Annotated in this window: 17 protein-coding genes and 1 pseudogene; 14 read left to right on the plus strand and 4 right to left on the minus strand. The window is 45.9% G+C overall.

Translation table 11 applies throughout. The annotated features are described in order from the left end of the window. Positions 1 to 135 precede the first annotated feature (135 nt). From ASL11_RS18170 to ASL11_RS18200, 8 genes and pseudogenes are all read left to right on the plus strand, one after another. On the plus strand, positions 136 to 2,448 hold the full coding sequence (locus ASL11_RS18170; protein WP_056617691.1) for an AraC family transcriptional regulator: 2,313 nt from the start codon (positions 136 to 138) through the stop codon (positions 2,446 to 2,448). Between the two features lie 202 nt (positions 2,449 to 2,650). Next, complete coding sequence (locus ASL11_RS18175; RefSeq protein ID WP_056617694.1) at positions 2,651 to 3,643, plus strand: ABC transporter permease; 993 nt, start codon at positions 2,651 to 2,653, stop codon at positions 3,641 to 3,643. A 1-nt stretch (position 3,644) separates the two neighbouring features. Further along, on the plus strand, positions 3,645 to 4,523 hold the full coding sequence (locus ASL11_RS18180) for a carbohydrate ABC transporter permease (RefSeq protein ID WP_056617698.1): 879 nt from the start codon (positions 3,645 to 3,647) through the stop codon (positions 4,521 to 4,523). A gap of 99 nt (positions 4,524 to 4,622) precedes the next feature. Next, positions 4,623 to 6,167, plus strand: coding sequence for a hypothetical protein (locus tag ASL11_RS18185; protein ID WP_056617701.1), 1,545 nt, complete (start codon positions 4,623 to 4,625; stop codon positions 6,165 to 6,167). Between the two features lie 78 nt (positions 6,168 to 6,245). Continuing rightward, a pseudogene (locus ASL11_RS37505) lies at positions 6,246 to 8,134 on the plus strand (glycoside hydrolase family 95 protein); the annotation flags it as partial. 54 nt (positions 8,135 to 8,188) lie between these two features. Further along, positions 8,189 to 8,527, plus strand: coding sequence for a glycoside hydrolase family 95-like protein (locus ASL11_RS38160; protein ID WP_442953071.1), 339 nt, complete (start codon positions 8,189 to 8,191; stop codon positions 8,525 to 8,527). 12 nt (positions 8,528 to 8,539) lie between these two features. Further along, positions 8,540 to 9,718, plus strand: coding sequence for a metallophosphoesterase family protein (locus ASL11_RS18195; RefSeq protein ID WP_063795620.1), 1,179 nt, complete (start codon positions 8,540 to 8,542; stop codon positions 9,716 to 9,718). 61 nt (positions 9,719 to 9,779) lie between these two features. Continuing rightward, the gene (locus tag ASL11_RS18200) at positions 9,780 to 11,204 is read left to right on the plus strand and encodes an alpha-L-fucosidase (protein WP_056617704.1); all 1,425 of its coding nucleotides are present in this window, start codon (positions 9,780 to 9,782) and stop codon (positions 11,202 to 11,204) included. A gap of 67 nt (positions 11,205 to 11,271) precedes the next feature. On the opposite strand, the gene ASL11_RS18205 is transcribed toward ASL11_RS18200, so the two are convergent. The 3 genes from ASL11_RS18205 to ASL11_RS18215 are packed head-to-tail and all read right to left on the minus strand — an operon-like array spanning position 11,272 to position 13,940. Continuing rightward, positions 11,272 to 12,090 carry an alkaline phosphatase family protein gene (locus tag ASL11_RS18205; protein WP_056617707.1) on the minus strand — a complete coding sequence of 273 codons (819 nt, stop codon included), beginning with the start codon at positions 12,088 to 12,090 and terminating at the stop codon, positions 11,272 to 11,274. 18 nt (positions 12,091 to 12,108) lie between these two features. Beyond that, positions 12,109 to 12,972, minus strand: a complete 864-nt coding sequence (locus tag ASL11_RS18210) for an EamA family transporter (RefSeq protein WP_056617711.1) — start codon at positions 12,970 to 12,972, stop codon at positions 12,109 to 12,111. A gap of 26 nt (positions 12,973 to 12,998) precedes the next feature. Then, positions 12,999 to 13,940: a metallophosphoesterase family protein gene (locus ASL11_RS18215; protein ID WP_056617715.1), complete on the minus strand. Its 942-nt coding sequence runs from the start codon at positions 13,938 to 13,940 to the stop codon at positions 12,999 to 13,001. Positions 13,941 to 14,172: 232 nt separating this feature from the next. Between ASL11_RS18215 and ASL11_RS18220 the strand changes: the two genes are divergently transcribed. After that, positions 14,173 to 14,943, plus strand: coding sequence for a DeoR/GlpR family DNA-binding transcription regulator (locus tag ASL11_RS18220; RefSeq protein ID WP_056617719.1), 771 nt, complete (start codon positions 14,173 to 14,175; stop codon positions 14,941 to 14,943). Positions 14,944 to 15,161: 218 nt separating this feature from the next. On the opposite strand, the gene ASL11_RS18225 is transcribed toward ASL11_RS18220, so the two are convergent. After that, a complete protein-coding gene (locus ASL11_RS18225; RefSeq protein WP_056617722.1) occupies positions 15,162 to 16,070 on the minus strand; it encodes a helix-turn-helix domain-containing protein in 909 nt (302 codons plus the stop codon). A 206-nt stretch (positions 16,071 to 16,276) separates the two neighbouring features. On the opposite strand from ASL11_RS18225, the gene ASL11_RS18230 reads away from it, so the two are divergent. The 5 genes from ASL11_RS18230 (at position 16,277) to ASL11_RS18250 (ending at position 22,479) form a co-directional block, all read left to right on the plus strand. Continuing rightward, the gene (locus ASL11_RS18230; RefSeq protein ID WP_436238775.1) at positions 16,277 to 18,061 is read left to right on the plus strand and encodes a glycoside hydrolase family 35 protein; all 1,785 of its coding nucleotides are present in this window, start codon (positions 16,277 to 16,279) and stop codon (positions 18,059 to 18,061) included. A 132-nt stretch (positions 18,062 to 18,193) separates the two neighbouring features. After that, the gene (locus ASL11_RS18235; protein ID WP_056617729.1) at positions 18,194 to 19,621 is read left to right on the plus strand and encodes a spore germination protein; all 1,428 of its coding nucleotides are present in this window, start codon (positions 18,194 to 18,196) and stop codon (positions 19,619 to 19,621) included. Then, the gene (locus ASL11_RS18240) at positions 19,618 to 20,691 is read left to right on the plus strand and encodes a GerAB/ArcD/ProY family transporter (RefSeq protein ID WP_056617733.1); all 1,074 of its coding nucleotides are present in this window, start codon (positions 19,618 to 19,620) and stop codon (positions 20,689 to 20,691) included. Before ASL11_RS18235 ends, ASL11_RS18240 begins: the two co-directional genes overlap by 4 nt. Continuing rightward, positions 20,688 to 21,806: a Ger(x)C family spore germination protein gene (locus ASL11_RS18245; protein ID WP_056617736.1), complete on the plus strand. Its 1,119-nt coding sequence runs from the start codon at positions 20,688 to 20,690 to the stop codon at positions 21,804 to 21,806. Before ASL11_RS18240 ends, ASL11_RS18245 begins: the two co-directional genes overlap by 4 nt. 124 nt (positions 21,807 to 21,930) lie before the next feature. Continuing rightward, positions 21,931 to 22,479: an NADPH-dependent FMN reductase gene (locus ASL11_RS18250; RefSeq protein WP_056617739.1), complete on the plus strand. Its 549-nt coding sequence runs from the start codon at positions 21,931 to 21,933 to the stop codon at positions 22,477 to 22,479. Positions 22,480 to 22,635: the final 156 nt, after the last annotated feature.

The raw sequence follows: 22,635 nt of genomic DNA on the forward strand, positions 1-22,635 counted from the left end.
AACAAGTTCCTGGAAACAAAGATCACCCGACTTTGTCTGTAAGACGAAGTCGGGTGATCTTTATTCCCTTGAAGACTTGATTTTATAGGTATAACCGATTAAAATGCTCATTATTCAATGAATGAGGTGATTGCCATGCGCAAAATACTTACGAATTTGTGGAAGCGTTTTTTCCGACGCAAAACGATCTTTCGCAATATGGTGACCCTATCCTTGTTTGCTGCCATTATTCCCGTTCTCGTCGTTGGGATAGGGAGTTATTTATATTCAGCCTCCGCTGTACAAAGTGAAGTGAATCAATCGAATGTTCGGATCTTAAATAACGTATCCTCAACCATTGATTCCACGTTAGATCGCTTGCAAAACAATGCGATCCAAATGTTGCTAGGTTCATTTTTTAGTTCCAATTTGGTGGAATTGAAGAGCACGAATTACACGGGTTTTTACTCAGGGATTTCACGTGAATTATCTGCACTCATCAATGGTAACAAAGAAGCTAGCGATGTTGCAGTGTACGTGCCGGATGAAGGCTATTTGATCTCTCCGATTTATGGGGGGAGACGAATTGAGGGCATGGGGGAACGTGAGGCGCTCCTTAAAGAGCTTGCTGTGGATGATCAGCTCAAATGGGTAAGCGGACCCTACCCTTCCTTACCTGGCTATAACGACAATGGCGTTACGTTAGTTGCTAAATTGCCACTACTTGCTAAACAGCCCATCGGGCTCATGTTTATTCGTATTAATGAAGATCTCTTTAAAAACATTATGAAACGTTTTATAAGCTATAAAGGTGAACAAATGTTCATTTTGGACGAAAAGGGAGCACTTGTTACCTCAATGGGGGGGAGTGACGTTCCTCCAGGTTTATTTGATCGCGTTGCTCAACAGGGTTCCGAACAACGTTTCCAGTTCGCCTTTAAGGGAACCGAATATATGGTGACCCCGATTACTTCATCTTTAAATAAATGGCAATATATCAATATGGTTCCGATCGATCAATTGAATGCGAAGTCCAATGGGATCAAATTAATCACACTGATCATAGTTCTCATATGCTTGGTGTTAGGAGCACTCATAACGCTATGGGGCACACGTCGTGTTTATCGCCCTATTCAGAATCTTGTCGCTTATGTCAAAGACGGACAAACCGATGAAGTGGAAACTGATGAAGTGGGATTCGTGCACAAACGATGGGCAGAGCTCAGCAGCACGGCTAATGACATGCAACAGCAGCTGAGTGACCAGCTGCCACTTATTCGTGAAATCTTTGCTTTGCAGCTCTTGCAGGGACGATTCCTCTATTATTCCGAGGATCAACTGGCCTCCATGCTTCGGAGGTATAACGTGCCTGCAGATAAGGAAAGCATTGTGATCGTGATTGCCTTCGATTTGCAGTCGGAAGGCAAGGTGCGTTTCCAAGAAAATGACCGTGAGTTAATTGTATTTGCTGTGAAAAATATAGCAAGTGAACTTATACAATCCCATGGGATGGAAGGTATAGGCATCAATCTGCTGAATGATCAGGTTGCTGTTTGGCTGTATAGGGATCCGCTGCAAGCGGAAGACGATGAGTCCGACATCAAACAATTTGCCGAGAGATTGCGGCTGCTTGTATCTGACTATTTGCATCTGCAGGTTACGATTGGGCTTAGTGGGAAAAGCGAGCAAATTAGCGAGTTGCCTGAATTATACGAAGAGGCACTGCTTGCGGTTCGTTCTCGTATCATTGTTGGCGGGAATCAAGTCATAGCCCATACGAGTGGTAAAAGTCATTCCGACATGCATTATCGGTATCCGTTGGAAATTGAAACTCATTTTGAGAATTCGCTGCAGCTTGGCGATCGTGATGAAGCAGTCAGGATGATGGATGAGTTTGCCAAATCGATGGGTGCTGCGATTCAGAAGCCTGAGCTCATTCAAATGTCGTATTATCGACTGTTAACTGCTGCGATTCGCACGGCCTACATGCTCGGATTGGATACAGCGCAATTATTTGGTGAGTCGAATGAAGATCCGTATCTTCATATCCGCAATATCAGTACGACCTACGAACTGAATGCCTGGTTTAAAGAGCAATTGGTCGAGCCCATTGTTGCTTATGTGCATGGCAAGCAGCATCAGGAGCATGAGCAGCTGATTGCGAAAGTGGTTCGGTATATGGAGGAGAACTACCATTTCGATTTGTCGTTGGATCAATGTGCACAAATTTGTGGATTGAGTCCGCAATATTTAAGCAAGTTGTTCAAAAAGAAAAAGGATCTCTCCTTTATTGAATATTTGACCAAGGTAAGGATTGAGAAATCCATTGAGTTGCTTCGTACGACCGATTTATCGGTTTCCGATGTGGCTGAGCGAGTTGGGTATCAGATGAAGAACTTTATTCGGGTATTTAAAAAGCAAATGGGTGTGACACCAGGTCAATTCCGTGGATCAGACGAGGAAAATTAGAATGCCCAAAAATCGTTATATGGATTCATTATGAAGCGAAAAATGAGGAAAATAGGAAGAGAAACCGCGTAGTTACGGGGTTTCTCTTTTTTTGTCATGAGGGAAAAGCGTGAATAAGAATTGGTCATTGTTCCTAGGACTTACGATCAGGTACGATCATTTCAAGCAAAACAACGAGATGCCAACGTAATAATGAGAGGTGATGACATTGTCACATAGTCAGGTGGAACAAATTCAGAAAGTAATCCCGAGTGGACTCGAAGAAAGAAAGACATCTAAGAAATCAGGGGTACACGAGTGGCAGGTCGCGCTAAAGCGTGACAAATATCTATATCTATTGGCAGCGCCAGGATTACTATTTTTCCTCATATTCAAGTATGTACCGTTATGGGGATTATTGCTTGCTTTTCAAAATTATTCTCCATATTTAGGTTTCTGGGGTAGCGAATGGGTTGGATTGAAATACTTTCATGAGTTTTTCACGAATCCCGATTTTATGTTGTTGTTTCGAAATACGATGGCGATCTCACTTCTAAATATCGTGTTTTTCTTCCCCATTCCCATTGTGGTTTCCTTATTGCTGAATGAGGTGAAGAGTTTACCCTTTAAGAAATTCGTACAAACGGTCATCTATTTGCCCCATTTCTTATCATGGGTTATCATCGTCGGTATTTGCTTCCTAATATTGGGTCAAAGCAGTGGGGTTATTAATCAATTAATCGTTGAGTTCGGTGGGCACAAGATTGAATTCCTATCGGAGCCCAATTATTTCTGGGCCATGCTCACGGCTCAAAGTATCTGGAAGGAAGCGGGTTGGGGGACGATCATTTTCTTGGCTGCCCTTGCAGGGATTAACTCAGAGCTCTATGAAGCAGCGCAAATTGATGGTGCGACAAGATGGCAGCAGATGAGGAATGTCACGATTCCCGGTATTAAAAGCACGATTATTGTTTTGTTAATCCTACGTTTAGGTCAAGTCATGGATGTAGGCTTTGAACAAATATTCCTTATGGCAAGCGGACCTGTATCGCAGGTGGCTGACGTATTTGATACGTATGCCTACCGCGTTGGTATTCAACAAGGTCGGTTCAGCTATGCCACGGTTGCTGGATTGTTCAAATCAGTTGTAGGACTCATACTGGTTGTTTCAGCAAACCGTGTAGCCAAGAAGTTTGGGGAGGAGGGACTTTACTAATATGGATAATCAGATAGGTTCTAAGATATTTAATGTCCTAAACTATACGGTATTAACAATTATTGGACTTGTGACACTACTGCCCTTCATTTATGTTGTCATCATTTCATTTACCGATCCTACGGAGTACTTGACGAAGTCGTTGGTCCTGATACCTGAGAAATGGAGCTTATCTGCCTACGAGTATATCTTCTCCACGAACGCATTCGTTCATGCGATGGGGATAAGCGGAATACTCGCTGTGTTCGGTACCTTACTAAGCTTAATTGTTACAAGTGCGCTAGCCTATGTGCTTTCCCGTAAACGCTTGAAAGGGAAGAAGTTCTTCCTTGTTGCCATACTCATGACCATGTTGTTCAATCCGGGCATGATTCCGAACTACTTGCTCGTGGATAGTCTTGGTTTAATGGATTCCATTTGGGCACTGATCTTGCCGGCATTGACTAGCGCTTGGTACGTATTCTTAATGAAAAACTTTTACCAGGAAATTCCTGACGAACTAGAGGAAGCTGCCAAAATGGATGGATGCTCGGATATCGGCGTATTCTTTCGCATTATGCTGCCGATCTCTGTCTCAGCCCTTGCCGCTTTCGGGTTATTCTACGCTGTAGCGTATTGGAACACGTACTTTAGTGGCGTACTTTACATCAATAGTGACAGCTTGCGTCCGTTGCAGGTACTCCTTCAAATGCTGCTCATTTCTGCATCGCAAATGGCTGATCCTTCGATGGCTGCTATGTTGGAAAGTGAACGTACCGTGCCGCCACAGGTGATCAAGATGGCTGCCGTTGTAATCTCCTCCTTACCGATTGTCATGGTGTATCCGTTCTTACAGAAATATTTCGTTAAGGGTATGATGGTTGGTTCCGTGAAGGGGTGAGAGAACTGTACGGAGAGGGGTGATACAGGCAGGGAAGTATTGGACATGCAGGTTGATATTACGGATTGTATAATAAGCATATAAACGGGAGGTCTTTACATGAAACCAATGGTTAAAAAATTGGCAGTACTCTTAACAGCAACGGGGCTAGTCGCTTCCTTAGCGGCTTGTGGTAAAGCGAATGAAGCTGGGTCAGCAAGTTCAGCAGCGAGTTCAACTGCAGCATCAGCTAAACCTGCGGCACCGGCGGATATTTCCATTACGACACTTGCTTTCGCTGCTGCACCTACAGGTGAGTTGGAAGCTGTGAAAAAGCTAAATGAGAAGCTAAACGTCAATCTAAAGTTAAATTGGATTCCAGCAGCCCAAATTTCAGAGAAATTAAATGCACTTCTTGCTTCCCGCGATTTGCCCGATGTTCTATTCGTAGAAGATTTTAACTTAACGCCTGCCTTCTTGAATGCTATTGATCAAGGCGCTTTCTGGGATCTAGGTCCTTATATTAAAAACTATCCTAACTTAGCTAAGTATCCAGAAAACGTATATAAGAATGCTTCTTTGAAAGGTAAACTGTACTCCCTTCCACGTGTAAGACCGTTGGATGGCCACGAGTCCATGCTAATCCGTAAAGATTGGTTGGATAAGCTAGGCTTACAACAACCGAAAACGATGGATGAGCTAGCTACAGTTCTTGAAGCCTTCGCACAGAAAGATCCAGATGGCAACGGCAAACCAGATACCTACGGTGCTGTCATTCCAGGATCACCTGGACCTGCTAGTTATCTGCTCTCGATGTTTGGCACGGGTACGAAGTGGAAAGAAGAGAACGGTAGTCTAATCCCGTATTGGTATACACCACAAGCCAAAGATGCGCTAGCTTTCTGGAATAAATCATTTAAAGCAGGCGGCATTCTTCCTGATTTCCCTGTACTCAAGGCAGCACAAATTAAAGATATGCTCGTTCAGGGTAAAGCGGGTGTAGCATTTGCCAACGTGATTGATCCCTATAAATATAATTTGGAATTGCAAAAGGTAACTCCGCAAGCGAACCTTATTGCTGTGGAACTACCAAAAGCACCAGATGGCAAGGCCTATTATGAGCAAGCAAGTGGTTATTATGGACAATTCCTGATCAATAAGAAATCGGTTGATGAGGCGAAGCTGAAGAAAATCCTAGAAGTCTATGATTATACAGCTTCGGTTGAAGGGTATAACCTTGCTACTTACGGCATCCAAGATGTCGACTATAAAGTGAAGCCTGACGGAAGCGTTGAGCAAACCGAAGAAGGCAAGAAAAAAGGATATTCCGGTGATACGACAGGCCAATGGGTAACAGGATACTTTGATAAATATTCGAGAGCTAAAATCTCGGGTATTCCAACGGATGTTTACGAAGCCAATAAAAAAGTGGTTGATGCGATTTCCTCTATCACAGATCCGACTTACGGCTTAATGAAGTCAGCGCCATTTAAGGAAAAGGGAGCAGATTGGGATAAAAAGCTGAACGATATGATGGTGAATGTGGTTTTTGGCAAAAATACGCTTGAGGATTGGGATAAACTGGTGAAACAGTTCAAAGATGATCCAAGCTTCCAACAGCATCTCAAAGAAACGAACGAGTTCTACAAAGAAAAATCCAAATAAGTCTGATGAAATGAAAGGACCCGATCGTGCCTGTTGATGGCGTGATCGGGTTTCTTTTTAAAAAGAAGGGTGATCCTTATGGGTACACAAGAGTTGAAGTTATGGTATCGGGGGCCCGCAGAGAAGTGGGTAAACGCTCTTCCAGTAGGGAATGGCAAGTTAGGAGCGATGGTATTCGGAGGCGTAAAGCAAGAACGGATTCAGATCAATGAAGATTCCCTCTGGTATGGCGGACCCAAGAAGAGGGAGCAACCTGACGCCTATAAACATCTTGAGGAAATTCGCAGGCTTATGTTCGAGGGTAAGCCGCAGGATGCCGAGTATTTGGCGCGTATGGCGATGACACCGGGGCCCAAATTCTTTGCACCCTATCAAACGCTAGGTGATATAAACTTTTATTTTCGACAATCAAATGGGGAAACCACCAACTATAGGCGTGAATTGGATTTGCCGACGGGGATTGCTAAAACTTCTTATACCTTGGACGGGACGACGTATCAAAGGGAGATCTTCGCAAGTGCGATTGATCAGGTGCTTGTTATTCGTTTAAGCTCGGATCGCTCTGGAGCAATCAGCTTCTCAATGAATTTGAGCCGACGTCCATTTGAAGGCACGTCAGGTAAAGAAGGTGCGGAAAGCATTGTTATGCAAGGGCAATGCGGGCCAGAGGGGGTTCACTATGCGACGGTTTTGAAGGCCGTAACAGTAGGTGGGAACGTGCAGATTATTGGCGACTTCATTTCTGTGGAAGCTGTAGACAGTGTTACTTTGTACGTGGCTGCTGCAACGACGTTTCGACATCCCGAACCGCTTATCGTGTGTCAATCCCGCATAGCAGCAAGTGTTGTCAAAGGATTTGAGGCTGTTCGAGAGGATCATGTGAAGGATCACCGTTCGTTGTTTGAACGTGTTCAACTTGAAATTGAAGATCCAGATCATCATGTTGCGGTTGCGTTGCCGACAGATGAACGGTTACGCCGAATCCAAGAAGGCTATGCAGATCAGGGACTCATTTCGTTATTCTTTCAATATGGCCGCTACTTGCTTATGGGGAGTTCGCGACCAGGCTCTTTGCCTGCCAATTTGCAAGGTATATGGAATGAGAGTCATACGCCGCCATGGGAAAGTGATTATCATTTAAATATTAACTTGCAGATGAATTATTGGCCGGCTGAAGTGTGCAATTTGGCGGGCGTAAAACAGCTAGGGAGATTTACGGCGCCAGAGGCTTTGTGGCGCACCACGCCACGAATCTGTGGGCGGAGACAGACATATGCGGCATTTATGTGCCTGCCATTTTCTGGCCGATGGGCGGGGCATGGATGTCCTTGCATTTGTGGGAGCACTATCGTTATGGCGGAGATCGGGATTTTCTAGGTGCAAGAGCGTACCCGATTATGAAAGAGGCAGCGTTGTTTTTCCTTGATTTTCTCATTGAGGATGAGCAAGGTCGTCTTGTCACGGTTCCTTCTCTTTCACCGGAAAATACGTATCGATTGCCGAATGGCAATGAAGGGGTTCTTAGCATTGGACCGTCGATGGATTCGCAAATGATTCATACCCTTTTTGCTGCTTGTATAGAGGCGGGGACGGTTCTAAATACGGATAAGGAATTTCTCGAGGAACTAGAACTGGTAAGGAGGCGATTACCAGAACCCGCCATTGGCAAGCATGGCCAGTTGATGGAATGGGCGATTGATTATGAGGAAGTGGAACTCGGCCACCGTCATATTTCACATTTATTTGCCCTGCATCCAGGCGAGCAGATCACTGTTCATCATACGCCAGAGTTAGCCGAGGCTGCTCGACGGACGCTAGAGAGGCGGCTTGCACACGGAGGCGGTCATACAGGGTGGAGCCGCGCATGGATCATCAACTTTTGGGCGAGATTGCATGATGGCGAGCAAGCCTATACCAATTTGATGGAGCTGCTTAGTCATTCCGTGCATACGAGTCTACTTGGTGACCATCCCCCTTTCCAAATCGATGCCAACTTTGGCAGTACGGCAGCTATCGCAGAAATGCTCCTGCAATCGCACAGGGATGAAATCTTGCTTCTGCCAGCCTTGCCGAAAGCATGGCGTCATGGCCGAGTTAGCGGCCTGCGGGCAAGGGGCGGCTTCGAGGTTGAGATTGGGTGGCAAGATGGTCAACTTATAGAAGCAGTGCTGCATGCTACAGAGGATGGCTTGTGTACAATCCGCAGCGAATCACCCCTTGTGATCAATAGGGAGGAAGGGGATGCACTGATGGTGAACTTTATAGGTGGTTCGGTGTATTCCTTCAAGGCAGAGTCAGGAACAAGGTATTTGGTTCGATGCGCAAATACGGACTTTGCAATTCCTTCTATATCGAAATAAGGAGAGAACGCAATGGTGAAGAAACCAAGTCTCACGTTCGTCGTCTTGACAGATACCCATATTAAAGCCACTTTAGTGGGGACTGAAGCCCAGAATTTTGATCAGGCTCTCAAGGATATTTTGGCAACTTCCCCAGATTGTCACGGGATCATGCATGTCGGTGATATCACGGACAATGGGGAGCGAGCGGAATTTGAAATCATGGAACAGATTTGGAAAGCTAATATGGAGGGGCTGCCGCCAATCTATTTTACTTACGGCAATCATGATGTGCGCTGGAAAGATATTGATAGGCAGATGTCGTTATTTAAAGAGCATACGGGGATTCACAATGCCTACTATGATTTGTGGTTGGAAGGTTATCATTTTATATTCCTTGGCACAGAAATTGGCTTGAAAGACTGCGCATATATATCAGAGACACAGCTCAAGTGGTTGGATCAAAAGTTGTCCGAACATGAAGTGGCGGAGAAACCGGCATTTATTTTTGTTCATGAGCCCCTAATGAATACGGTCGCTGGATCCCAAAGTGAGTTTGGATGGAACGGGATCAGGCAGGACGCAGAATTAAAGATGATTCTAGCCAAACACCCGCAATCCATTGTCTTTACCGGTCACACGCACTGGGAGCTGGGCGCAAAGGAGACGATGTACAACAGGAAGTATGCGACCCTGTTTAATGCTGCTTCTGTAGCTTATTTATGGACGGATGATGACGTCCTGAAAGAGGGCTCACAGGGATTTTTCGTCGAAGTCTTCGAGGATAAGGTCCTTGTAAAAGGAAGAGATTTTTCCTCGAAATCGTGGGTTACTGATGCTGAATATTCGGTACAACTTCCAGTGACCATTCCTGTGGTGGATCTGACGGTAGATCCAGATTGCACGCTTCGTAATCCTGCCATGATTATGAACAAATCGGTCTTTCAGCCAAATGAACAAATTGAGGTTACTTATGTAGGTTCGCTAAGAGAAGATGCCTTCGGTATTTATCTAAGAGGAGCTAAACCGAGTGAGACAGAACGCATTAGTCCTATTGTCTCCGTGCAGACCAAAACGTTCGGCCAGCCAGATGGCAAGTTGATTTTCAGTGATCTGGATCTACCAGTTGGCAGTTACGATATGATTTATTTGGGTGAAACGCTGAATACAGAGCTCACTCGTTTGCCTTTCGATGTAGTGGCAGACGGATGAGCACATATTGTTTATATAAAATAGAGAGTCGAAATTATTACGTGTGAGGAGCAATATAGAGATGGCAGTTTCCTTAGAAGAAGCAGTAAAGGTCGTTCCCACTCCACGCCAGTTGGCTTGGCAAGAGATGGAGTTTTATGCGTTTATTCATTTCGGGATGAACACGTTTACGGGGAGACAATGGGGATTAGGTGACGAGGATCCTCAGTTGTTTTATCCGACGGCTTATCGTGCTGCACAGTGGGTCGAGTCCTGCCGTTTAGCAGGAATGACAGGTGTCATCCTGACCTGTAAGCATCACGATGGATTTTGTCTCTGGCCAAGTACTTACACGGATCATTCGGTCAAATCCACCACATGGCAGGATGGGCAAGGGGATGTTGTAAGAGATGTAGCTGAAGCTTGTCGTGAGCAAGGATTGAAATTTGGTGTTTATTTATCACCATGGGATCGGCATGAGCCCACTTACGGTGATTCGCCTAGATACAATACCTATTTCCAGAATCAATTAAAAGAGCTGCTTACAAACTATGGCGAGATATTTTGTGTTTGGTTTGATGGTGCTTGCGGTGAGGGACCGAACGGTAAAATGCAAGTATATGATTGGAAAGCTGCTTATCGAATTATTCGCGAGCTGCAGCCTAAGGCTGTTATCAATATTTGTGGACCTGATGTTCGTTGGTGCGGCAATGAAGCCGGTCACACACGCGAATCGGAATGGAGTGTAGTTCCTGCTGCTCGATGGAATATCGAGGAAATTCAATCCGAATCGCAACAGGATGATGATGGTACATTTTCGCAAAAAATAAATGCAGAAACAGAAGATTTGGGGAGCCGATCTGTTTTGGCGGAAGCTAATCGAATGATTTGGTATCCGGCGGAAGTGGATGTATCGATCAGACCCCAGTGGTTCTACGATCCTGTTGACGATGACAAGGTGAAAACTGTTGATGAATTGATTGATCTATACGAGAGTACAGTTGGCGGTAACAGCGCACTTCTGCTGAACATTCCACCGGATCAACGTGGGCTCATTCATGAGACAGATGCACGGCATTTGCGTGAATTTGGGCAATGGCTCCGCGCTACTTATGGACAAGATCTAGCTGAAGGAGCGAACGTGTGGGCTTCTCAAACCAAGGATACAAGTGTCGATGCTGGGAACCTAACAGATGCTCGATCCGATACGTATTGGTGTCCGCAGGAAGGGATGGAGCAAGCTGAACTTGTGATTGATCTTGGTACAGAAACGACGTTTGATCGTATCGTATTGAAGGAATATATCCAATTAGGACAACGGATTGAACGCTTCCAGCTGGCCTTCAAACAAGGCGAGGAGTGGGTGTACCTTTATGAAGGTACCGTTGTTGGGTATAAGAAGATTTGCAGCTTTCAACAGACGAACGCAAGATATATTCAGTTGAAAGTGATCGAATCACGTATCAATCCTACATTAAGCAGCTTCGGTGTGTATTGCAGCAGATAAGTTAAGACGAAGTATAGCCCGACATGGCCATTGTGGACAAAGTCGGGCTTTCTTTGCGTTGAGGCGATTACATGTCGGGAAACAAACCCTCAGGTAGTTTGCCCTCCCAAGAAGCGGGTGCATCCAGTCCGAGTGCATGGGCGACGACGGTTGCTGTGTCGGCAATGTTGACATTGTCGAGCTTGGTGCCAGGTGCGATGCCGGGACCTGTACAGCTCCAGAAGATGGTTTTGTCTAAAGGATGATCACTGCCATGATTAAAAGCATTCTCGCCACCACCGCCGTGATCGGTGACGGCGATGATGAGGCTATCTTTTAGCAGATCAGCCTGTTCAAGTGCTCCTAAAATAACGCCAGTGTGACGATCCGACTCTTCGATGACACGATGCTGTTCTGGCATATTGTACCCGTACTTATGACCAGCGGCGTCGGGGAGATCCAGTTGGACGTAGAGCAGCTTGAAATCTGGGTTCTCATGTATGTAGGCAGCTATAGCTTGGACTAGCTCATCATCAGGCATTGAAATTGTATGAACGCCGATCGAAGACTCAATAATCCCATCGTTGATGGGCTTCCAGGCGCTGTAGGCCGCTAGTTTAGCAAGAGGGAATGCTGCTCTAACAACGCGGAAAATAGACGGATAGGGTGAGTTTTCGGGGAAGGTTTCTACTTCTGCTTTGGTATTCGTAAGTCCATGTTTCACAGGATCAACTCCGTGCAGCAGCGTCCCCCAACACTCCGCGCTGATCGTAGGCGATGCGGTTTGCGCTTCGAGCGTGAAAGCCCCAGCTTCAAATAAACGATCTAAATTCGGTGTATGCGCATCACGGACAAAGTTGCCGGCGCCATCCCAACCAATGATAATGACACGATTATAGGTGCTCATTGATGTTCCTCCCCTTTTTCAACCCCAAAAGCTGATAACTAAAATCCCTAATAAAATTAGAATAGAGCAAAGAATGCGTAATGTACCTTGTTTCTCTTTGAGGATAACGATGCCTAAAATGGTGGCAAAAACAGTCCCTATTTCGCGCAGGGGGGAAATATGGGCAACAGGCGCGTATTTCATGGCGAAGAGAAATAATAAATACGATGCTGGATTGAGAATTGCGCCGAGAGCAATCGTTTTGAAGTTTATCTTCCACTCTCTACGCAGTTGTTTGGACGCAATGACAAGCGGTGTGAGCCCTGCGACGAATCCAATATTCGTCACTTCTAATAAAGCGATAGGCGAGATATGTGCGAGATTCAGCTTATCGACAAGTACGTAGCAAGTCGTGCACAGCCCTACACTAAGCGCCATTAGGAAGGGCTTAACGGATTTGGCAGACGTCTGTCCAGAAGATCGCGAACTTGTGAAGATACCGCTGAGTAACAGGAAGCCAATCACCATACAAGACAGTCCCGTCCATCCGAGTGGCGATAAGGATTCGCGTAGAAACAGGACACCGACAATCGGGATAAATAAGGTGTTGGTACCTCTCATAATCGGATAGATCTGCGAGAGATCCCCCATATTGTAGGTGCGCGAGAGTAAGAGAGCGTAAACAGCTTGTAAAGCGGCGGAAAGTAAAAGTAGTCCGTATGCAGATAAAGTTAAGGGAGTGAACCATAATTCTTTGATCAAATAAGGAAGTAGAAGAACGGTAGTGACCATGATGATGGACCATAGGAAGACGCCTTTGTTCAGGCTGCTTTTGGTAAACAGGCTCCAGATAGCGTGTGTAAGTCCTGAAGCAATAACGAGTAAAATTGACGCAGTCAACAAGTGATCATCTCCAAACGTAAGTGAGGTTACAGCGTTGGTGAATGTTCGGGTTGATCACGGATGACGGTGCCGTCAGCGAGTCGCAGCCAAGTTTCAAAAGTACGTTCACCTTCGCGGAGGCGAATCATTCTGGCACCACGATGAAAGCCTTCTTTGCCATATGTATTATAGCCAGTTGCTCTCCCATAACAGAGACGAATCCCGTGAAGTTCTCCCCAGTAATCATTGATGTGGTCATGTCCACAGAAGGTTCCAACGACATTACCCATTTCAACCATAGCGGCGAACAATCCTGAATTAACGTGAGCACAGCAGACATTTTCGTATTTGTTCCCATAGCATGTCGCACGCTCCCAAACGTGCTGGTACTCGGTAAGCGGGATATGGAAAAAAGCGAGTGCAGGCAGTTCACGCTGCTCGTTACAAGACTGTTCGGTATACCAGCTGATTTGATCATGGTGAATCCAGTCATAGCCTGGAATCTGAGGGACTGTAGAGCGACTTCCTGAATCGAAAAAGTATAAGCTCGCTGCAGGCTGTCCGTCACGGCCACTGAGGGGAAGGCGGTAATTGCCAACGCCGCTAAGCTCAGCAGGGCCAGGTTGAGTCACTGAATAGGGATACGTGAGGACGCTGTTCATGAGCTCTTGTCTTGTGATGAGGGTTTCGGTGTCGTGATTGCCAAATACCACTGCCCATGGAATTTGGCGAGATTCGGCAGCTTGCACGGCGTCGCGAAAAGCTTGAAGGGGCTCTTCACAGTGGTGTTCACCTTCCGAAACAGGTCCTGTGTAAATGACATCTCCGGTAAAAACGACGAGATCAGGCTGCTCCGCATCGAGTACTTCTTCCATCAAACGGAGGGTTTGTTGATCTTCCTTTCTGCCATCAATCCAGTGTAAATCTGTAAACTGTGTGATCGTAAACGTACGATCCTCACGAAAAGTCAGCGGTTGCTGCTTGAACATGATTATAGCCTCCGATTTGCATATTGTTTGTGGAATTGTGTTGAATTAATACAAAATGTTGTTGTTTGTTGACAATTGTAAACTGGTTAAGCAAAGCTGTCAACGAGCAATTTTCGTTGGTGGCAGGTGGTGAAGTTCCTCCGATTGACACACCTAGCTCGAACCCCTAAACTAATGAAAACAACATAAAACAACAACATTTACAAACTATCGGTCATATTAGGAGGCCATAATGTCATTAACCTATGAAGATCGCAGGATGACGATACTGAATCATTTGGAAATGGAAGGGAAAGTGCAAGTACATCACCTATCGGAGCTGCTGACCGTTTCAACGGAGACGGTGCGTCGAGATTTGGACCGTTTGGAAAAGGAAGGCAAACTACGCAAGGTGTATGGCGGCGCCGTCAAAATGCGCATGGAGATGGTCGAGCCTCCCTTTTTAAATCGTGTACAAATGATGAAACCAGAGAAAGCAGCAATTGGGAAATTAGCCGCGTCACTCGTTCAAGATGGTGAAACGATCATGCTGGATAATGGGACAACGACAATTGAAATCGTCCCTTTTTTGAATGACAAGACGAATGTGACGTTAATTACGAACTCTATCCCGATTCTCAATTTAGCAATGGAAACGTTCCGTGGACGAATTATTTTTGCTGGCGGAGAAGTTAATCAAGAATGTCGGGCTGTGACAGGCACCCTGACTGATCAACTGCTCGATCAATTTAAAGTAAACAAAACGTTTATTTCAGCTAGCGGCATTTCGTTAACGGATGGAATTACTGATTTTCATTTGGCTGAAGCCGTGATCTCGCGCAAAATGATGCAAAGAGCAGAAGAGTGCATTCTGATCGCAGATCATAGCAAATTCGGCTTGTCTACGTTTGCCAGAGTCGCGAAGCTAGAGGAAATCTCCATGGTGATCACCGACGCCGGTTGCCCCAAGGAGTGGGTGGATACGATTGAGGAGCTTGGTATTGAGGTACGGATAAGTGAGTGATGTGTAGTGAGTAGTGAGTAGTGAGTAGTGAGTAGTGAGTAGTGAGTAGTGTGTAGTGAGTAGAGAGTGGAGAGTAGAGAGAGAGTAAAGAGTAAGACAGAAAAAGGCCATTAGGAGGAACGGTAGCCCGTTCTCTTAGTGGCCTTTCTGCGTAATCGACTGCTGGTTGTGTCGAGTATGTCGATTATAGCGACTTACAGATCACCATGCACACCAGTCTATTGCACCGTATGGTGCTTCGGCCGGAACTCGCTTGGCGACTGGCCAGTCCAGCGGCGGAATTGCCGCGAGAAGTGGCTGGCCGATTGAAAGCCAAGCTTGTCGGCGATAAGATTCATCGACAGATGGGTCGTAACGAGCAATTCTTTGGCTTGCTTCAGCTTCAGCTGACTAACATACTGGCGCGGTGATAGGCCGTACACCTTGGAGAACAGCTTGCTGCACTGGCTGCGGCTTATGTTCAGCTCTTTGGCGATCCCCGCGACAGAAGCTTCCTCGCCGAGACCGAGGGACAGCTTCTCCTCGATTGCGTGAGCGACGTCAGTTGAGAACAACGACGCATCGCGGTTCGTTGTTTTCACTTCTGTGTGCTGCTGGGCGCGAAGCAGCGCGAGCACGTCATGAATGATGAGCAGCGTGTAGGACTGCAGCAGCAGCTTATCTTCAAAAAGCAGCTGAGACGACCCAGCCTGCTCAGCATTTTGCTCTAACAGCCGGTTGCGCGCCACAACGGCTTCTAATTCACCTACGTAGCTGCGAAGCTTGCTCGTGGAGGCTTGCTTTTGACGGATCAGCTGGAAGGGTGTTGCCGCTAGCAGACTGCGAATTTCCGTATCGTCGAGATCAAAATGGACATTAAAATATCCATAATGCACAGCTGAGGGGTTGGCGGATTGATGTCGGACACCAGACTTAATAAGCAGCCAGTCGCCTGCGAACATGGTGATGGATTGGCGATTGATCTCATGCAAGACTTCACCCTCCGAGCAGTACAGCAGCTCAAATAAATGATGATGGTGCCTCGGATAGGCCCACCCTGGGGGCTGCAACCCAAAGTGACAACCGACGACCTGCAGCGTCTGAATCATATTCGGAAAACGGTAATTATCCCTATATAAATCCTCCATGCGGATTGCCCCCAGTTCGTGTTCGATTGGTGGTATTGATGACTCTAGTTCGCGTTTGTTCGTTGGTTTTAATATTTCTATCATAGCATCCTTTGGCACATTTGGTATAGAATTTGCGCTATTTGGAGATTGAGTAGAACGGTAGGAATCAGCGATGATGAGAGAAGAATAAAGAACATTCATACGGATAATTCGGAGGGATCATCGTGGCGATTTTAACAGCGGGAAGTAAGCAATTTCTATTAGATGGGGAGCCTATCCAACTTTTGTCAGGAGCTATTCATTATTTCCGCGTAGTACCGGCCTATTGGGAAGACCGTTTATTAAAGCTGAAGGCTTGCGGTTTTAATACGGTTGAGACGTATTTACCTTGGAATTTGCATGAACCGAAGGAAGGTGAATTCAACTTCAGCGGCCTTGCGGACGTGGAGGCATTCGTAAAGCTGGCAGGAAACCTTGGTCTACATGTGATCGTGCGGCCTAGTCCTTACATTTGTGCGGAGTGGGAGTTTGGTGGACTGCCGGCTTGGCTGCTTCAATATCCTTCGATGAAATTACGTTGTATGGATACTATGTATTTGCAAAAAGTCGATCGCTATTACGATGAGTTGATTCCTCGTTTGAAGCCACTGCTGAGCACGAATGGCGGGCCGATTCTAGCGGTGCAAATCGAGAATGAATATGGCAGCTACGGGAATGATACTGCGTATTTAACCTATTTAAGAGACGGCCTAATTAGCCGTGGTGTGGACGTGCTGCTGTTTACCTCAGACGGTCCCGAGGATGGGATGCTGCAAGGCGGAACGGTGCCGGGGACGCTGGCTACGGTTAATTTCGGCTCACAGCCGGAAGAAGCTTTCGAGAAATTTCGTCAATATCGCGAGGATGAGCCGCTTTTTTGCATGGAGTACTGGAACGGGTGGTTTGACCACTGGTTGAAGCCCCATCACACGAGGGACGCTGGGGACGTCGCGGATGTGTTCGATCGGATGCTGCGAGCGGGTGCTTCGGTTAATTTCTATATGTTCCATGGTGGGACAAACTTCGGATTCTACAACGGTGCGAACTATCAAGAGAAGTATGAAGCGACAATTACTAGCTACGATTACGATTCACCCTTGTCCGAATGCGGTGATGTGACGGAGAAATATAGCGGTGTGCGTAAGGTAATCGCCAACCATTTGGGCATACCGGTAGAGGAACTTCCCGCGCTGCCTGCGCCAATTCAGAAGAAAAGCTATGGGCAAATTGCTTTGACGGAAAAGGCTGATTTGCTGGAATCTTTGGCGTATCTGACGAAACCAGTCAAGCGTACCTATCCGGTGTCGATGGAGCATCTCGGACAAGATTATGGTTTCATCGTCTACGCAACGAAGATATCCGGGCCTCGAATCGGCGAAAGCTTGCACCTGCAAGAGGTACACGATCGTGCGCAAGTTTTCCTAGATGGCGTGTACCAAGGTACGGTAGAACGCTGGGATCCACGTCCACTCCAAATGGACATTCCTGCTGGGGGAGCGAAACTAGAAATCGTCGTCGAGAACATGGGACGCGTTAATTACGGTCCGCGGCTTCGAGATTGCAAAGGGATCACAGAAGGCGTGAGAATGAATAATCAGTTCCTTTTTGACTGGACGATTCATCCACTGCCACTAGACAATATAGCGGCGGTTCCATTCGTTCAGACGACAGGAGAAGACTTATCAGGAGTCAGCGTGGATAGCGAATTCATAGATCGTCCGACCCTCTATCGCGGGGAATTCCTTGTAGATGGAACAGGAGATACGTTCGTCAAGTTGGCAGGCTGGTCCAAAGGCGTCGTATGGATCAATGGCTTCAACCTCGGCCGCTTCTGGGACAAAGGCCCCCAAAACACGTTATATCTGCCAGCTCCTCTACTAAAAGTAGGGCGCAATGAGATCATCGTATTGGAACTGCACCATACGGAGAATGCCATCATTGAACTGATAGATACGCCTGATTTGGGTTAATACCTAGAATACGAAGCACCTTCGGCTGCAATTGCGGCTGGAGGTGCTTTTTGGTGAGAGCATGGCTGTATCTGGATAATCTCGCGAAACTGGTAAATACTAACGGAAATGTAGTTGGACGGAGGACGCGGTATGGAAATGCAGCAGGATTCTCTTCTGATCTCTGATGAGATCGAGACGAATATACAAAACCTATTCCAGTATTTCCATTCTTCCGACGATGTGCGCTCCAGGGAATTCACCATGCAAAGCCTAAGGGGAAGTCTTCTTTATTTATCAACCATTACAGATACAGATAAGCTGCAATCAGACATTCTCAAACCGTTACTGCAATCTCACGAAGGCCGTCTTGAGGATATACTTCCTATTTTGGATATTGAGATTGTCACCGATTTGAAGACTGCAGCAGCAGGGATGCTTCAAGGCAAGTGCGCTATTCTGTTGGAGCAAAGAATGAATATTGTATTGGTAGATGCAAGTGCAAGAGTCGTGAATACTGTGGGTGAACCACAAAATGAACAAACGATTCGCGGATCACATGTCGGATTCGTGGATGACGTTTATATCAATGGGCAGCTGGTCCACCAACGGTTGAAAAATGCGAACCTAGTTGAGCGGCATTTCACCTTAGGCTCCGAAAGCCCGACGAACGTAAAGCTGTTATACATGTGTGATATTGCCGACATGACAGTTGTTGACGATATTATCGCCAACCTGCTCACGAATCAGGCTACCTTCATTAAATCGTCTGGACAAATTACCGATCGGTTGGAAAGCAGTCATTTATCGCCATTCCCACAATTGCTGTTAACCGAGAGACCCGACACGACTGTTTCGCACTTAATGGAAGGACGTATCGCACTACTCATAGACGGAAGTTCGTTCGCGACGATTCTTCCTGTAACCTTCTTTATGTTTTTTCAAGCGGCAGATGATTTTAATGTCAGGTGGTGGAATGGGACCTTTTTCAGATTCCTCCGGTTCATCAGCGTTATGATCGGTATCGCGCTACCGTCCGTATATATATCCATTGTTTCGAATCATTTTGATATCTTGCCGATTGATTTGGTGTTCTCATTGAAGGCCTCGTTGGAAAATATCCCATTCAATCCGCTCATGGAAGCGATGTTCATGATTACCGTGCTAGAGTTGCTCAGGGAAGCCGCGATCCGATTGCCGAAATCAATCGCAGCTACGCTGTCTATCGTAGGAGGTCTCGTGATTGGAAGTGAAGTTGTGAATGCCAATTTGGTTTCAACGACGATGATTGTTGTCATTTCATTGACAGCAGTCGCTTCATTCAGCATGCCTTCCCATGAAATGCGCCTTGCTATTCGGCTTATCTCTTTCCCCATCATGCTTGCATCTTCGCTGCTTGGTTTTGCGGGTATTGCCTTTAGCTTCTGTCTCTTGTTCATGCATCTAAGTAAACTCGAAACATTCGGTGTGCCTTATTTCTATCCGTTCACGCCTTTCGAACCAAGACGCATTCTGACTACGCTTGTTCAGTTGCCAAAACGGATCTTCCGCCGTAAAGCGTCAGATAGGAGGGCATCATGACTAGGGTTCAATTATTTGCCTTCATTTTGCAAACACAGATCGGTATCGCTGTGCTTTCTTTCCCTTATGATTTGCATAAAGCCGCGGGTGCAGATGGGTGGATTTCAGTTCTTGTGGCTGGAGCTTGCGTCCAACTCATTCTGGTAGCATACGCATTGTTATGCCAGAGATTTCCCCGACAAAATCTATATCAATTTGTTCCTCTCATTGTGGGCAAATACTTCGGGAATGTGATTAATATGGTATATATCTTACATTTTACCTTTACGAGCTGTCTGATTTTATTGATGGAAATGACGTTCGTAGAGTTATGGATATTACCCCACACGAACCCCGGGCTCGTCATCGTTGCGAATTTTATTGTTTGCTTATACATGGCCAAGGAGAATATTCGGATTATTGCCCGTTACAATGCGTTAATTACTCTATTAGTTTTTGTGATGCTGGCGATCATGATGACGAACTTTAGCACGATGGATTACCGCTATCTATTGCCTGTTGGGCAAGAAGGGCTCCATGCCATATTGTTGGGAGTAAAAAGCTCTTTGCTATCCTTTTTGGGATTTGAAGTAGTTTTAGTGCTGAATTCCGATATTCAAGCAAAAGGAAAGAGCTTGATTCCTCCTATTCTGTGGGCAAATGGATTGGCAACCGCCTTCTTTCTGATCATAGTTCTCATCTGCTATACAAATTTCAGTCCGGAATCGATTAACTACATTCCGCAGCCCGTGCCGTACTATCTCAATGGAATTTCCTTGCCGTTTCTAGAACGATTGGATCTTCTTTTTCTTTCTATCTGGCTGGTAAAAGTAACGTCAACACAGATCAGTTATCTTTACAGTGCAGGGAAGGGATTGGGGTACTTATTTCATCGAAATGAGCACAGTAAAGCGATTTACTATCTGGTCCCACTTGTCTGTCTAACGGGGATATTCTGGCGATCGGAGAATAAAGTCCAGTTCTTAGAGCAGATCACTCAATACGATAGCTTTATTATTTTCGGGATTCCGATCGTGCTCCTACTGGTAGCCTGGCTGAGCGGGGAAAGGGGACGGATGCCACCGATATGAGAAAATTAGTGATTAGCTGCCTTAGTCTCCTAATACTATCAGGATGCAACTATCGAAATGAGCTCAAAAACCTGCAGCTCATCTATGCAGCCTCGATTGATATGAACGATCAGCAGGATATCGTCACTACCGTAACCATTCAATCGCCTGGTGGTAAGGAACGAACGGCACCCGTCCATGAGGTGTTAACGGCATCGGGACATACGCTGCAAGATGCGTTATTCAAAAAAATTGGGTTGCAAATCGCAGGCCCGATAGGTACCTCCAAAAATCAAGTCATGCTGCTCGGGGAGAAGGTGGCAAAAAAAGATTTAGCGCAAATGCTGGACTCGTCCTTTCGGACTTCAAATGTTCCTATGCTTGCAAAAGTGGCTATTGTTCGCGGGCAAGCTGGCGACTTGATTCGCCTCGATCGAATTGGGTCTGCAACGGCAGGTGAATATTTGCGAAAAATCCTTAGGAGTGCTAGCTATGAAACGATCATTCCTTCAATGACGCTGCATTCACTCTATCCCATGCTGCATGATTCAGGGCGAGATCCCGTCATTCCGATTCTAAGAAAGGAGACTGATAAAGCTGTGGTTGACGGATTGGCTCTTGTGCATGAACGCAAGTATACAGGTTATTCTTTATCGCCAGAGCAATCGATGTTGTATCTATTAATGAACGGAGATAAAGGTGACATTTGTGTGATCACAAGAGATATTGAGGAGGAAGCTGCCAATGAAAAAGACGAACCCTCCGATTATTTAGCACTTAACATATCGAACTTAAAGCGAAAAAAAGAGGTCTGGATTGACGCGGAGGGGCAAGTGCAGATTCAACTCAACCTGAAAATGAAGGGAAGAGTCATTGAATATGCAAAGAATGACCTAGCCGACAAACAAAAGGTTGAACAATTGAATAAGCAATTCTCCGAGGTCATAACAAAAGAGGCCAATGGGATATGCAAGCAGCTTCAGCAGGCAAATTCCGACGCTTTGGGTATTGCGAGGGATGTGATGGCTTTTTATCCAAATGAATGGAAAAAGATGGACTGGGAGACTGAATATCCGAAGGCGAAATTTCAAGTTTCGATGAAAGTTGAAATTGTTTCCCATGGGATTATTAATTAAGAGTAGGTTTCCTAAAGTATACCCGGTATCTTTAAAGTGCCTACTTCCAGTCGTCCGAATTAATCGTTATACTGATGAAGTTACGTTAAGTAAGTAATTCACTTTATTTTAGGAGGTAACAAAGATGTCGAACGAGCAACTGAAAATTGGTATTATTCTTGGCAGCACCCGTCAAGGTCGTGTTAGCCCGCAAGTAGGCGAATGGGTTAAGCAAATTGCTGACGGGCGTGGAGATGCTGAGTACGAAATAGTTGATATTGCCGAGTATAAACTTCCTTTCTTCGGCGAAGGTACAGGGCAAGAACCTGGACTTGCAGCTTGGAATACGAAGCTTGAAAGCCTGGACGGATTTGTATTCGTTGTTCAAGAATATAATCACAGCATTACAGGTGCTTTGAAAAATGCATTGGACTCCGCACGTGAGCCGTGGAATAACAAAGCCGCTGGTATCGTGAGCTACGGATCAACAGGTGGTGCTCGTGCAGCTGAACATCTGCGTGGTATTCTAGGCGAGCTTTTGGTAGCAGACGTTCGTGTGCATCCGACGTTCTCCTTGTTTACAGATTTCGAAAACTTCTCCGTATTCAAGCCAGCTGACCTACACAAAGACAACGTGAATGCGATGCTCGATCAAGTGAAAGCTTGGAGCGGCGCGTTGAAAACGTTGAGATAAATAGTAGCATAGAAATACCCCACAGGGATGAGCTGTGGGGTTATTTTTATTTGTGGAGGATGACACATCACCTGTATCTAGGTCAGCAACAGCTTGAGTTGTCGTAAATACGAGCGAAGCTCGGGAACGGCTTCAAGATGAGCCTTGTTGGAGGTT

Source organism: Paenibacillus sp. Soil750 (assembly GCF_001428045.1).
GTDB lineage: Bacteria > Bacillota > Bacilli > Paenibacillales > NBRC-103111 > Paenibacillus_E > Paenibacillus_E allorhizoplanae.

Bases quoted from the DNA above. Each gene is read 5' to 3' on its own strand.
- ASL11_RS18170 (WP_056617691.1), top strand. From the start codon at position 136: ATGCGCAAAATACTTACGAATTTGTGGAAGCGTTTTTTCCGACGCAAA.
- ASL11_RS18175 (WP_056617694.1), top strand. From the start codon at position 2,651: ATGACATTGTCACATAGTCAGGTGGAACAAATTCAGAAAGTAATCCCG.
- ASL11_RS18180 (WP_056617698.1), top strand. From the start codon at position 3,645: ATGGATAATCAGATAGGTTCTAAGATATTTAATGTCCTAAACTATACG.
- ASL11_RS18185 (WP_056617701.1), top strand. From the start codon at position 4,623: ATGAAACCAATGGTTAAAAAATTGGCAGTACTCTTAACAGCAACGGGG.
- ASL11_RS38160 (WP_442953071.1), top strand. From the start codon at position 8,189: ATGCTCCTGCAATCGCACAGGGATGAAATCTTGCTTCTGCCAGCCTTG.
- ASL11_RS18195 (WP_063795620.1), top strand. From the start codon at position 8,540: ATGGTGAAGAAACCAAGTCTCACGTTCGTCGTCTTGACAGATACCCAT.
- ASL11_RS18200 (WP_056617704.1), top strand. From the start codon at position 9,780: ATGGCAGTTTCCTTAGAAGAAGCAGTAAAGGTCGTTCCCACTCCACGC.
- ASL11_RS18205 (WP_056617707.1), bottom strand. From the start codon at position 12,090: ATGAGCACCTATAATCGTGTCATTATCATTGGTTGGGATGGCGCCGGC.
- ASL11_RS18215 (WP_056617715.1), bottom strand. From the start codon at position 13,940: ATGTTCAAGCAGCAACCGCTGACTTTTCGTGAGGATCGTACGTTTACG.
- ASL11_RS18220 (WP_056617719.1), top strand. From the start codon at position 14,173: ATGTCATTAACCTATGAAGATCGCAGGATGACGATACTGAATCATTTG.
- ASL11_RS18225 (WP_056617722.1), bottom strand. From the start codon at position 16,070: ATGGAGGATTTATATAGGGATAATTACCGTTTTCCGAATATGATTCAG.
- ASL11_RS18235 (WP_056617729.1), top strand. From the start codon at position 18,194: ATGGAAATGCAGCAGGATTCTCTTCTGATCTCTGATGAGATCGAGACG.
- ASL11_RS18240 (WP_056617733.1), top strand. From the start codon at position 19,618: ATGACTAGGGTTCAATTATTTGCCTTCATTTTGCAAACACAGATCGGT.
- ASL11_RS18245 (WP_056617736.1), top strand. From the start codon at position 20,688: ATGAGAAAATTAGTGATTAGCTGCCTTAGTCTCCTAATACTATCAGGA.
- ASL11_RS18250 (WP_056617739.1), top strand. From the start codon at position 21,931: ATGTCGAACGAGCAACTGAAAATTGGTATTATTCTTGGCAGCACCCGT.